This is a genomic window from Kribbella sp. NPDC055071 (assembly GCF_053608045.1).
In genome coordinates this window covers 115,632-128,497 of the sequence record NZ_JBSGUS010000013.1, presented here as the reverse complement: position 1 = coordinate 128,497, position 12,866 = coordinate 115,632, and the positions used below count along the sequence as shown (strand labels likewise).

Below are 12,866 nucleotides of genomic sequence, written 5' to 3'. Positions count from 1 at the left end.
GGCTCGCGCGCACGACCTGAGCGCACAACAGCCATCTGCGGCCCCCGCCGAAGGCGGCAAACGGGCCAGTCGCCGCGAAGCGGTGTCCGCATCAACCCACACATCCGACACAAGAGCCGAAAATTCTCAGTTGAGTGGCGGCTGCGGATTCTCGCAGAGGAACGGCGCTCGACCGCTGCCGGAGTGGTAGTGGTACTCGGTGCCGGCGACCTTCAGGATCGTGCGGAACCCGGGGATCAGGGCCTGCGTGTAGTACATGCCCTTCTGCGGGCAGCCGAGGCTGCCGTCGCGCCAGGTGACCTCAGCCGCGCTGACCACGGTCACCTCGCCCGCGCCCACACTCAAGCGCTTGGCCAGGTCGGCCTTCGCCTGCTCGACCGGATCGGCCGGCAGCGTCGGCGGAGTTGTGGGCGGGGTCACGGGCGAGGTCGTGCCGGGTGGGGTCGTACTGGGTGGGACAGGCGGCTCGGGCGACTGTGGATCGCTGCTCGTGGGTGTCATCGACGGGTCCCCTCCGGCTCCAGATTCATTGCCGCACGCAACCATCAGGCCGGCCAGGACGGCGGTTGTCACTGCGGTAGTGACGAGTATTCTTACTCTGCGCATCACCATCACCTCCCAGAGTAGACGCCGGGCAAGTTCCATTCGTTGCAGATGTTCTTGCCGGGAAGTTGTTCAGGTGGTGTTTGCCAGGTGTCAGTGCTCCCGGTGAAGGATCCAGAGGACCATCCGCACAAGGGAGCCCTGCCATGCCAGTTGCACGTCGTTCCGTTCTTCGAGGGGCCGCCGCCGGTGCGGCGGGCGTCGGGATCGTCGGCACCGTTCCGACTCTCGCCGACGCGACGCCCTCGTCGCACCACAGCCCGTTCCCGCAGCACCGGCCGTTCCCGCCACTGCTGGACGACCCGAAGGGCATTCTCGCCCTCCCGGCCGGTTTCAAGTACCGGATCGTGACGCAGGCCGGCCAGACCACGCTGAAGAGCGGTCACCCGACGCCGACGCTGCACGACGGCACCGCGGTCTTCGACGGCGCGCGGCACAACACGTACACCCTGATCCAGAACCACGAGATCGGCGCCGACAACCCGCTCGGCGTACCGCAGATCGAGGGCACGGTCTACGACACGGGCGTCGGTGCGGCCGGCGGCTGCACGGTCATCTCGGTCGACCGCGACGGCAAGAACCTCGGTGAGTGGGTCGGTATCTCCGGCACGATCACCAACTGCGCCGGCGGCCCGACGCCGTGGGGCACCTGGATGACGTGTGAAGAGACCGAGAACAAGGCCAACGGGACCACCCGGCTGAAGGACCACGGCTACGTCTTCGAGGTCTGGGCAGACGGTAAGACCGCGCACCCGGTGCCGCTCAAGGCGCTCGGCCGATACGCCCACGAGGCCCTCGCGATCGACCAGGACCGCACTCACATCTACCTGTCCGAGGACGCTTCCGGCCCGAACGGGACCTTCTACCGCTGGTCCGCGCCGCGTGGCTACAAGCTCCGCTCGGACAGCTGGAAAGACCTGCAGGACAAGGACTTCGGTACGCTCGAGGCGCTCGCCATCCTGGGTGACGACGGCAAGCCGATCCCGGATGTCGCGTACCTGACCTCGGCCCAGCTGCTCCGGCCATTCCGCACCACCTGGGTGGCAGTGCCCGACCGCGACGGCGCCTCGGTGTCGGTCCGCAAGCAGTTCACCGACGGCCAGATCACCCGCGGCAAGAAGTTCGAGGGTGTCTACGGCACGAGCGAGGGCGTGTACGTCGTGAACTCGTTCGCCGAGTCCGGCACCGCCGATGTCCCGGCCGACGGCGTACCGCACGACGGCATGGTCTGGTTCTACAACTACGACGCCAAGACCATCCAGCTGGTCACGTACTTCCCGGAGAACGCCGCCGCGAACTCGCTGACGTCGAAGTACCAGGACCTCAACTTCGACGGCCCGGACAACGTGACCGTCACCCCGTGGGGCTCGCTGATCCTCGCCGAGGACGGCATCGGCGCGAGCCACGTGCTCAGCGCGACGCCGGGTGGTCCGACGTACGCGATCGCCCGCAACATGCTGAACGACTCGGAGTTCACCGGGCCGACGTTCTCGGACGACGGCAAGGTGCTCTTCGTCAACATCCAGACGCCGGGCATCACGCTGGCCATCACCGGCCCGTGGCGCGACTACCTCGGCTGAGCGCTGCCAACAGGGTGAGCGAGCGTTCGTCCGGTCCTACCCGCACCTCGTTCATCAGGTAGGAGAAGGCGGTCTCGTGGCTCGGCCAAGCGCCGTGCCGCGAGCCGCCGGCTCCGGCGTGACCGAAGGCGTCGGCCGGGCCGTCACCGGCCTGCAACTCGAATCCGGCGCCGTAAACCATCGGACTCCCCCACGTCGGCTCGATGCCACGCCGGATCTCCCGGCGACCGAGCGCGACTGTCTCCGGCTTGAGGATACCGTCACCTTCGCCCAGCAGTGAGGCGTAGAAGCCCGCCATCCCGCGCGCCGTCGCGTAGCCACCGACCGCGGCCAGCCCGGCGCTGCGGTATTCCTCGCTGTTCCAGATCTTCTCCGCGCCGGGCACCCACAGCGGATTGGGCCGGTTCAACTCCGACCAAGGCCCGTCGACGAGCACGCCCTCCGGCGCCACCATCGTCGCCGCCCGCCACTGCAGTTCCGCGGGGAGACCGATCCACACCTCGAGCTCCAGCGGTACGGCGAACTCGTCCGCGAAGAACTGCCCGACGGTACGACCGTCGACCCGCCGTACCAGCTCGTCGAGTAGCCAGCCCCAGGTCACCGCGTGGTACATGAACCCGGCGCGCGGATCGGCCGCCGGCGCCTGCGCGGCCAGGTGTGCTGCCATCAGGTCGTGATCGAGCAGGTCGGCGTACCCGGCCTCGACCCACGGCAGGCGGGCCTGGTGGGACAACACCTCGGCGATCGTGATCCGATCCTTGCCCTCAGCACCGAACTCGGGCCAGTAGCGGGCCAAGGGATCGTCCAGCCCGAGCTGACCGCGTTGCACCAGTAGGAGGATGCACGCGCTGGCGAGGCCTTTGGTTCCGGAGAACATCAGGTGGATGGTGTCCCGGTCCCACGCTCGGCCCGTCTCCGCGTCAGCGGTCCCGCCCCACAGGTCGACAACCAACTCACCCCGGTGGTACGCCGCGAACGCCGCACCCAGCTCACCCCGCTCGGTGAAGTTCCGCTCGAAGGCCTCGGCCACGGGCTCGAATCCCGGCGCTGTCCACATGCGGATGATAGTACCGATCATTCTTATCTAGGTCCAGCTCGGTACGCTGGGACGTGGAGGTGGTTGGACCATGCCGGTCAAGGCTGGGGAACGGTTGGATCCGGAGGCGACGAAGGCCCGGATCCTGAAGGCGGCGGCGGAGGTGTTCGGCCGGCGCGGGATCCACGCGACCGGGATCAACGAGATCGTCGAAGCCGCCGGTGCGTCCAAACTGACCATCTACAAGAACTTCGGATCCAAGGACGGTCTGGTCGAAGCGGTGCTTGCCGACCGCACCCACCGGGTCCGCGCCTGGCACAACGCAGCGGTCGCCGAAGCGCCGCCGGGCCGCGAGCAGATCCTGGCGGTCTTCGACCTGGTCGCCAGCTGGTACGCCGAAGCCGGGTTCCGCGGTTGCGCGATGATGAACGCGGCGACCGAGGACCGCGGTCAGGACGGCGCGCCGCGTCGCCTCGCGCGCGAACATCTGGCCTTCTACCGCGAGCTCTTCGAGCGTTTGCTGCTGGGCGCCGGAGCTCATGATCCCGGGCGGGCGGCGCGGCAGCTGGTCGTCGTACTGGAAGGCGCGACCCTCATCAGCGCGGTCGACCAGGATCCGGGGCTCGGCGCCGAGGCGCGGGAGATCGTGGAGACGCTGCTCGACTCGGCGCTCTGAGGACGACCAGGACACTTGCTCCGCCAACTCCGGCCGCGACGAGGAACGCGGCCGGGTAGCTGGCCTGCTCGGCGATAAGCCCTCCGAGTGGACCTGCCGCCATCACCCCGAGATCCCAGAACGACGTCATCACGCCCATGGAGACGCCAGGTCGCAGCCCACGCACGCGATCCAGCGTCATCGAGATGCAGGCGGGATAGACCAGCGCCAGTCCGACTCCGGCCAACGCGGTCGACAGCACCGCGATGACCGGCCCATCGGCCAGCGCGAGACCCACCAGCGCAACGATCGCGAGCGGTACGGTCGACGCTGCCACCACCCGACCGCCGTACCGGTCGACGAGCGGGCTGCCGGCGAACCGCGTGACCAGGAACGCCGCCGCGAACACGGCCAGCGCGATGTTGTCCACACCGAGGTCGTCGGCGCGCAATCGCAGTACGAGCAAGGCGGCCACCGTCCCGTAGCAGTAGGCAGCCAGGCCGATGGTTGCTCCGGGCAATGGAACGCCGACCGGCACCAAGTCGCGAGGCCGGCGGATCCGCACCAGCGGCTGACGCCGCTCTCGATCGGAACGGGTCGTCAGCACCACCGCCGCCGCCGCGAGCGCCAGCCCGACGACCACCCACCAGACCCGGTCACCGACGACCGTCGCGATCACCGGTCCGCCGGCCAGCCCACCCCACATCGACAACCCGAACCAGCCGGCCAATCGCCCGCGCTGCGCCGACCGCGTACCCGAGAGCACCCACGGCAGCGCCCCCGAGAACAATGCGGCCTCACCGGCACCCATCACCAGCCGTGCGACCAGCAGTAAGGCCAGGTCGGGCGCAAGCAGTTGCCCAAGGCCACCAACAGCCGCCAGCACGCCGCCCGTCACCACGACCGGCCGGGACCAGCCGGCATCAGCCAGCCAGCCAGCGAACGGCCGCCCGCACGCCGTCGCCGCGAACGCGATCCCGACCGCGGTTCCGCTCGCCAGCGCGCCGCCGCCGAACTTCGCCGGCACGTACGTCGGCAACGCCTGCAGCGCGGCACCGAACGCGAGGTACCCACACAGCACCGCGACCCACAACCGTCGTACCGGAACGCCGTTCATGGCTAGATAGTAATGATTGTTCTTATGTTTGTCAGGTGCACCACCCCGTGTGCGAGACTCAGGGGATGCCGATCGGACAGCACCTACTACTGGCTTTTCTGCTGACGTCCACGATCGCGATGATCACCCCCGGCCCCGACATGCTGTTCATCCTCGGCTGCGGAATGCGCAGCGGCCCGCGGGCCGGGCTGCTGGCAACGGCGGGCGTGGCGACCAGCGAGGCGGTGCATGTCACGGTGGCGGCGGCCGGGCTCGCCGCGCTGTTCGCGGCGGTACCGGTCGCCTTCACCACCATCCGGATCATCGGCGCGGCCTACCTGGTGTACCTGGGCGTGCAGATGATCCGGCACCGCAAGGACGACCCCGGCGCGGCGGACTCCACCGGTGCCCCGATGTCCGGGCGGAAGGCCTATCTCACCGGCCTGACCACGAACCTGCTGAACCCGAAGATGGTGACGTTCACCATCGCGTTCCTTCCGCAGTTCGTGGATCCGCAGCGCGGGCAGGTCTGGCTCCAGTTCGCCGTTCTCGGCGCGATCCTGATCGTGCTCGAGTTCCTTGTCGACGGAACGGTCGGTCTACTCGCCGGCCGGATCGGTCGCTGGCTGCGGACCCGTCGTACCGCCCGCCGTCGCATCGACACCGCCACGGGCGGGATCTTCATCGGCCTCGGCGTACGACTGGCCCTCCTGCGCTAGCTTTCTTTGCGTGACTGGGTGCCTGGCTGTGGTCGGCGTCATGGTGGCAGCCAGTGGTGGCTGACCCGACGATCGCGCCGAAGTCGCCTGACCTCCACCGGAACCGCGGATTGTGATGGCCTCCAGACCGCCTCTGTTTTGCTTTTAGCTGTCAGACCAGGCCGGAGCCGCCGGTCCAGGTGATCTTCTCGCCGGCCGACATCCGCTGAGGCTGCAGATTGTCGGTGGGCGCGGATAGGAAGGTGCCGTGAGATACGGCGTAATTCTTCCAGGCGGGACAGCAGTCGAGCAGCTCGAGCTGGCGGTGCTGGCCGAGGAGGCGGGGTGGGACGGGGTCTTCGTCTGGGAGGCGGCGTACGGCGTCGAGCCCTGGGGATTGTTGACGGCGATCGCGACCCGCACGCAGCGGATCCGGCTCGGCACGATGCTCACACCGTTGCCTTGGCGACGGCCGTGGAAGGTGGCGAGCCAGGTCGCGACGTTGGATCAGCTGTCGGCTGGGCGAGCGATCTTGGCGGTCGGGCTCGGTGCGGTCGAGACCGATCTGCCGGACACCGGCGAGGAGCTGGAGCTGCGGACCCGCGCGGCGATGATGGACGAGGGCATCGACCTGATCCGCGAACTGTGGGCCGGCCGCTCGAGCTATCACGGCCGGCACTACGACTACGAGTGTTCCCGCGACGATCTCGCCGAGGTGGGACGACCTGTCCAGGAGCGGATTCCGATCTGGGTCGTCGGCGCCTGGCCAAGACCCAAGTCGATGCGACGCGCCCTCCGCTGCGACGGCGTACTCCCTCAGTTTCCAGAAGGCCAGGAGTCCCCCGAAGAACTCCGTAACCTCCGCGCCTGGCTCGCGGATCACGGCGCCGCCACTCTGGACGTGACCGCCGAGGGAGAAACACCAGCAGACGACCCGACTGCCGCCGCGGCCATGGTTGTCCCGTGGGCCGACGCCGGAGCTACCTGGTGGCTGGAAACGCGCTGGGAGATGCCCCATCACAGTCCCGAACGTCTCCACCAGGTCCGCACCCGGATCGCCGCCGGCCCACCGTCAGCTGGCTATTGAGTTCCAGAACGTGCACTGGTGTTCCTTGGCCAGGTCGGCCGTGGTGATCTTTGTGGGGGCTAGCGACTGGACGTTTGCCTTGTGCTGGAAGGGCTGCCACTGCGGCAGGCCGGGACGGTTCGGGTTTCCGGTGCGGGCGAACTGGGTCCAGTAGCTGATCATCGTCGCGGCGAGCTCTTTCTGCGCAGGTGTCGTGGGGCCGGGGAGTTGCTCGTCGGCGAAGAGGTACTGGAGTTCGGCGCCATGGAACGCGCCGGTCGGGAAGTTGGGTTTCGGCAGCGTGCTGAACCACGGCGCGCTCTCGTCGGCGAACTCGTACGCATACAGCGGTGTATGTACCGCGAGCGCCCGGTCGCGATCGAGGACCGGACACCCCCACGCCCAATCGGTGACGACGGCCGACAACGCCTCGCCGGCCGAATGGAACTGGTCGACGGGATAGCGGGCCAGGATCCGTTTGGCATCCGACTGGTTGAACAGCGTGTGGACTTCTTCGCTGTAGCTGGCCGGGGTCGTCACCTGACCGGTCGCGGTCTCAATTGCTGCGGTGAACAGGCGGTGCTCGTCGCGCGTGGTCCCCTGGATGATCGGGACGTGGTTATAGCGGCCAGTTGCGAAGGCGCGCTCCGGGCTGAGCGGAAGGACACCACCGCCAACGGTGGGTCCTGAGCCGACACCGTCGTCCGACCACTTGGCAAGTTCGGCCGTCGGCTTGGCCCGCAGACAGGCCGCAGCGGTCGCCGGGGCGGAGCAGCCGACCTTTGCCGCGACATCGAGGCCGTGCTGCTCGCGCTCGGAGCGTGGCAGCGGAAACCAGGTCGGCGGTCCGGGCGACCATTTCCGCCCGGTGCATTCAGCGCTCTGCACGATCGCCTTCTGGAACAGTCCGGCAGATCCCGGCGAGGCCAGATGAGAGCAGACGCTCGTACCGCCAGCGGATTCACCGAAGATCGTGACATTGCCGGCATCGCCGCCGAACGCCGCGGCATTGCGCTTGACCCATTGCAACGCAGCCTGCTGGTCCTCGAGACCGAAGTTGCCCGAGAGCTGCCGGGCTTGGCCGTGGTCGAGCGCCGGATGCGCAAGGAAGCCGAAGATTCCGAGCCGGTAGTTGGGGCTGACCACGACGACCTGACCGCTGTTCGCCAACTGCTGCGCGTCGTACAGGCTGCCGGCACCGCTGATGAATCCGTTGCCATGGATCCACACCATCACCGGCAGTTTGCGTCCGTTGCTGTGGAGCGGCGTCGTCACGTTGAGGTAGAGACAGTCTTCGGTTGTGCTGGCCGGGTCGATCAGCCCTTCGGCCTGGGCGCAGCGGTTCCCGGGCTTGGTGGCGTCACGGATGCCGATCCAGGACGCGGCCCGGTGCGGCGACGCCCAGCGGAGCGCGCCGACCGGCGGTGCGGCATACGGAATTCCTTGGAAGAGCCTGGCCTCCGCGGTGAGCTTGCCTCGTACCGCGCCGGCGTCTGTCGAGACCACGACGGCCGCGGGAGTTTCCGACGTACCGGGGTGGTTGGTCGCGGCTTCTGTTGCTCCTCCGCAGGCCGCTGCCGAGCCCGAGAGCAAGACCGCGGTCAGAAGTGCTCCGAGCCGGCGAGGAAGGTCGATCCGCGGCCGTCGGCGACCCGGTCGGTCGTGGTGGTCCTGCTGTTCCATATCGGTGCTCGCATCCTTGGTCATATTCGTGTGTTGGTCACACTAATATAAAGTGTAAGGTACACACGAAGTCAACCCAGCCCGGGCCGAAGGAGCCGATCTGATGTCGCCGACCGACGATGCGCACCTGCCTCCGGGGCTCGTGCTGGCCTGGGGCGAGCCCGCCAAGTCGAACAAGCTCGGCCGGAAGCCGACGCAGAGTGTCGAGCAGATCGTCGACGCCGCTCTCGAGCTGGCTGATGCCGACGGATTCGCCGCGTTGTCGATGCCCAAGCTCGCCCAGAAGCTCGGGCTGACCGCCAACGCGATCTACCGGTACGTCCGGTCGCGAGATGAGCTGCTGGTACTCCTCGGTGACGCGGCCTGGGGTCTACCACCGGACCTGGTCGGCCACGAACCCGAGGCCGCCGCCCACAGACGGACGCAAGCCCATCCAGTTCCCGGCGTTGACGGGGTTGCGGGACACGATCCGACCGGCGATCGAGCTGACCGTGCTGTCCACCAGACGGCACAGGACTGGCGGGCCGCGGCGACCAGCTGGACACAGGCGATGGTCGATCGGTGTGACGTGCACCCCTGGCTTTGCGATCTACCGATCCGCGGCGCGCCGGTGACGCCGAATCTGCTCGGCTGGGCAGAGGCGATCCTGAAGGTGCTCACCGGCGCCGGACTGAGTCCGAGCGAAAGCTTGTCGTGCGCGTTACTGCTGGACGGCTACGCGCGACGAATCGCCGCCGCGCGCCGCGACGTCCGCGAGAGCGCCACGACCTCCGTCGACCCGGCCGCGGTGGCACGATTCCTCGAACCTCGCCTGCATGACCTGGGCTATTCGGTCCTGGCCACCCTGATGTCCGGCAACGACTACACCGACGAGGTCCACGACGACGACATCACCTTCGGCCTCAACCGAATCCTCGACGGCATAGCCGCACTGATAGCCCACAAACACCCACCCCACTAACAAACGCCAACAACCACAGCTCAGACATCCCTGCTGCGGTGAGGTCAGCGGAAGTCTCGGGAAGGGGACTTGGTGGCTAGGGGGAGGCGTTGGAGGTGGTCGGCGGAGAGGTTGGTGACTTGGCCGGCCCGCTCTACCCGGCCGCGGATGATGAGGGCGGTGGCGTTGCGGGCTACGGCGGCGTGGCGGTGCCAGCAACCTTTGGTGATGACGATGTTGGCCATGCCGGTTTCGTCTTCGAGGTTCATGAAGGTGACCCCGGAGGCGGTGGCGGGGCGTTGGCGATGGGTGACCACGCCGGCGACCCGGACCCGGGAGCCGTCGGGGACCTCGCGGAGCTGAGCGGCGGAGAGGATGCCTTCGGCGCGGAGTTGCTCACGGACGCGCTGGATCGGGTGGCTGGTGGTGGTGATCGACGTGGACCACAGGTCGGCCATGTCGGTCTCGATGTCGCTCATCCCGGGCAGGGTGGGTGGTGGACCGGCGGCGGTGATGCCGGCCAGTTGACCGGGCCGTTCCTCGGCGGCCCGGCCGGCTTCCCAGATGGCCTGGCGACGATCCAACCCGAAGCACTCGAACGCGTCAGCGGTGGCCAGCGCCTCGACTTGCGCGGCGGTGATCCCGGTACGACGAACCAGGTCGGCCATCTCGGTGAACGGTCCACCGCGCTCCCGCTCCTCGATGATCAGCTTCGCGCCCTTCTCCCCGATCGTGCGCACCTCGGACAACCCGAGCCGAACCGCGAACGCGCCGTCGCGACGGTGCGGGGTGGTATCGGCCGACGCCTTCGGATCGAACGGACCGACCAGCGGCTGCGGATCCCTCAGACACTCGTCCGATCCGGTCGGCCCGGTCAGCTCCTGCCCGTCGATCACCTGCTCGAGCCCGGCGTCGACACCCGAGAGATGCAGGTGCGGCCGTCGTACCTCCACACCGTGGCGGCGGGCGTCGGCGACCAGCGACTGGGGTGAGTAGAACCCCATCGGCTGAGCCCGCAGCAGCGCGGCCAGGAACGCGGCCGGATAGTGCAGCCGCAGCCACGTGCTGGAGTAGACCAGCAGGGCGAAGCTGATCGAGTGCGACTCGGCGAACCCGAAGTTCGCGAAGGCTTCGATCTTGGCGTAGATCTCGTCGGCCAGGTCGCCGGTGATCCCGTTGCGCGCCATCCCGGCGTACAGCTTCTCCTTCAGCGACGAGATCCTCTCGATCCCGCGCTTGGACCCCATCGCCCGGCGTAGCAGGTCGGCCTCGTCGCCGTCGATCTCGCCGACCGCCATCGCCATCTGCATCAACTGCTCCTGGAACAGCGGCACGCCCATGGTCCGTTGCAGCACCGGCTCGAGCTTCGGGTGCAGGTAGGTGACCGGCTCCTCCCCGGTCCGGCGGCGAATGTACGGATGGACGGCGCCGCCCTGGATCGGGCCCGGCCGGATCAGCGCGATCTCGGTGACCAGGTCGTAGAACTTCCGCGGCTTCAACCGTGGCAGCGTCGCCATCTGAGCCCGCGACTCGACCTGGAACACACCCACCGAGTCGGCCCGGCAGAGCTGGTCGTAGACCCCGGCCTCCTCCTTCGGGATCGTGTGCAGCAACCACGACTCCCCCAGCCGCTCGCGCACCATCTCCATGCAGTACTGCAACGCGGCCAGCATCCCGAGCCCGAGCAGGTCGAACTTCACCAACCCCATCCAGGCACAGTCGTCCTTGTCCCATTGGAGCACCGTGCGGTCCTCCATCCGGGCGTGCTCGATCGGCACGACCTCCCCCACCGGACGCTCCGTCAGCACCATCCCACCGGAGTGGATCCCCAGGTGCCGAGGAAACTTCAGCAACTCGCTCGCCATCTCCACCACCCGCGGCGGGATGTCGTGCTCGGTCGAGGTGACCTCCGGACTCCATCCGTCCACCTGCTTCGACCACGCGTCCTGCTGCCCGACCGAATACCCCAAAGCCTTCGCCATGTCCCGAACGGCGGACTTCGGCCGGTAGGAGATCACATTCGCCACCTGGGCGGCGTTGCGGCGGCCGTACTTCTCGTAGACGTGCTGGATCACCTCCTCACGGCGATCCGAGTCGAAGTCGACGTCGATGTCCGGCTCCTCGGCCCGGGTGGTGGCGAGGAACCGCTCGAACGGCAGGTTGTAGAGGATGCTGTCCACCGCGGTGATCCCGAGCGCGTAACAGACCGCCGAGTTCGCCGCGGATCCCCGACCCTGGCAGAGGATCCCCTGCTCGTGCGCGAACCGGACGATGTCCTCCACGATCAGGAAGTACCCCGGGAACTCCTTCTCCTCGATGACGGCCAGCTCCCGCGTCAGCCGCTCGTAGGCATCCGGCCGCTGCTTACGCGTCCCGTACCGCTTGGCGGCGCCCTCGAAGGTGAGGTGCCGCAACCACGACATCGGGGTGTGCCCGGCCGGCACGTCACGCAGGGGCAGCTTGGGCTTCGCCCGCGCCAGGTCGAAGGACAGTTGGTCGGCCAGTGTCACCGAGCGCGCCACTGCTCCGTCGTACCGGTGGAAACGGGCGGCCATCTCCTCCCCCGATCGCAGGAACGCCATCCCGCTCGGCGGCAGCCAGCCGTCCATCGCGTCCAGGTCGCGCCGCGCCCGGACCGCGGCCAGCGCACCGGCCAGCTTGTGCTGGGCCGGGGTGGCGTAGTGAACGTTGTTGGTGGCAACTATCGGCAGACCGCGGTCGGCGGCCAGGCCGGCCAGGATCCGGTTCCGGGTGGTGTCGGCGGGCAGGTGATGGTCGGTCAGCTCGACCACCACCCGGTCCTTGCCGAACAACCCGGTCAGCCGGTCCAGCTCACGCCCGGCGGCGGCCGGGCCGTCGGCCTGCCCGCCCAGCTCCAGCGCCTGCCGGACCAGACCCTTCCGGCAACCGGTCAGGATCATCCAGTAGTCACGTCCCTCGGCGGCCAGTCGCTCCAGGTCGTAGACCGGTTTGCCCTTCTCACCGCCGTCCAACTGCGCCTCGGTGATCTCGCCGGCCAGCTTGTGATATCCCTCTTGGCCCTCCGCCAGCACCAGCAGGTGGCTGCCCTCGGGATCGGCCACGCCGTTCTGCGGACCGGTCAGCCCGAGCGACAGCTCCGCTCCGAAGACCGTGGGCAATGAGTACGCCCCGGCTGCCTCAGCGAACCGGGCCGCGCCGTAGAAACCGTCATGATCGGTCAACGCCAACGCGTGCAGCCCCTGCCGAACCGCGGCCTCGACGAGATCCTCCGGTTGCGAGGCGCCGTCCAGGAAGGAGAAGTTCGAATGCGCGTGCAGCTCCGCATACGGCACTGCACGCTCAGGACGCCGTACGACGTCTGGCACGTACGGCCCGCGGTGCTGCGACCAGGCCGGGCTGTCCCCACCGTCGGCCGTCACCGGCCGGTCGCCGTGGCTCCCCGGCCGAGACCGATCCGACAGCTTCCGCTCCAGCTCCGACCACTTGATCGGCGGATTGTTGTAGCCCATCGCGCACCTCCCGTCCGC

Annotated in this window: 10 protein-coding genes; 5 read left to right on the top strand and 5 right to left on the bottom strand. The window is 68.3% G+C overall.

The annotated features are described in order from the left end of the window. Positions 1–126: 126 nt before the first annotated feature. Positions 127–501 (bottom strand): hypothetical protein, encoded by a 375-nt coding sequence (locus tag ACWF4Z_RS22220; RefSeq protein ID WP_452245019.1) that lies wholly within the window; start codon positions 499–501, stop codon positions 127–129. A 248-nt stretch (positions 502–749) separates the two neighbouring features. On the opposite strand from ACWF4Z_RS22220, the gene ACWF4Z_RS22215 reads away from it, so the two are divergent. Beyond that, on the top strand, positions 750–2,183 hold the full coding sequence (locus tag ACWF4Z_RS22215) for an alkaline phosphatase PhoX (protein ID WP_452245018.1): 1,434 nt from the start codon (positions 750–752) through the stop codon (positions 2,181–2,183). On the opposite strand, the gene ACWF4Z_RS22210 is transcribed toward ACWF4Z_RS22215, so the two are convergent. Then, entirely contained in the window at positions 2,152–3,240 is a 1,089-nt protein-coding gene (locus ACWF4Z_RS22210) for a serine hydrolase domain-containing protein (protein WP_452245017.1), read from the bottom strand. The two genes, ACWF4Z_RS22215 and ACWF4Z_RS22210, sit on opposite strands and share 32 nt — an antisense overlap. A gap of 70 nt (positions 3,241–3,310) precedes the next feature. Between ACWF4Z_RS22210 and ACWF4Z_RS22205 the strand changes: the two genes are divergently transcribed. Beyond that, positions 3,311–3,895, top strand: coding sequence for a TetR/AcrR family transcriptional regulator (locus ACWF4Z_RS22205; protein WP_452245016.1), 585 nt, complete (start codon positions 3,311–3,313; stop codon positions 3,893–3,895). Here the strand turns inward: ACWF4Z_RS22205 and ACWF4Z_RS22200 are convergent. Then, positions 3,816–4,991, bottom strand: coding sequence for an MFS transporter (locus ACWF4Z_RS22200; RefSeq protein WP_452245015.1), 1,176 nt, complete (start codon positions 4,989–4,991; stop codon positions 3,816–3,818). The two genes, ACWF4Z_RS22205 and ACWF4Z_RS22200, sit on opposite strands and share 80 nt — an antisense overlap. A gap of 65 nt (positions 4,992–5,056) precedes the next feature. Between ACWF4Z_RS22200 and ACWF4Z_RS22195 the strand changes: the two genes are divergently transcribed. Both ACWF4Z_RS22195 and ACWF4Z_RS22190 read left to right on the top strand, forming a co-directional pair. After that, positions 5,057–5,689 carry a LysE family translocator gene (locus tag ACWF4Z_RS22195; protein WP_452245014.1) on the top strand — a complete coding sequence of 211 codons (633 nt, stop codon included), beginning with the start codon at positions 5,057–5,059 and terminating at the stop codon, positions 5,687–5,689. Between the two features lie 247 nt (positions 5,690–5,936). Then, positions 5,937–6,755 carry an LLM class flavin-dependent oxidoreductase gene (locus ACWF4Z_RS22190; protein ID WP_452245013.1) on the top strand — a complete coding sequence of 273 codons (819 nt, stop codon included), beginning with the start codon at positions 5,937–5,939 and terminating at the stop codon, positions 6,753–6,755. Here ACWF4Z_RS22190 and ACWF4Z_RS22185 read toward each other — a convergent pair. After that, on the bottom strand, positions 6,741–8,441 hold the full coding sequence (locus ACWF4Z_RS22185; RefSeq protein ID WP_452245012.1) for a carboxylesterase/lipase family protein: 1,701 nt from the start codon (positions 8,439–8,441) through the stop codon (positions 6,741–6,743). The genes ACWF4Z_RS22190 and ACWF4Z_RS22185 overlap by 15 nt on opposite strands. 79 nt (positions 8,442–8,520) lie before the next feature. Here ACWF4Z_RS22185 and ACWF4Z_RS22180 point away from each other — a divergent pair, with 79 nt between their 5' ends. Next, positions 8,521–9,378 (top strand): TetR/AcrR family transcriptional regulator, encoded by an 858-nt coding sequence (locus ACWF4Z_RS22180; protein ID WP_452245011.1) that lies wholly within the window; start codon positions 8,521–8,523, stop codon positions 9,376–9,378. 44 nt (positions 9,379–9,422) lie between these two features. Here the strand turns inward: ACWF4Z_RS22180 and ACWF4Z_RS22175 are convergent, their stop codons facing one another. Continuing rightward, positions 9,423–12,848, bottom strand: a complete 3,426-nt coding sequence (locus tag ACWF4Z_RS22175) for an error-prone DNA polymerase (RefSeq protein ID WP_452245010.1) — start codon at positions 12,846–12,848, stop codon at positions 9,423–9,425. Positions 12,849–12,866: the final 18 nt, after the last annotated feature.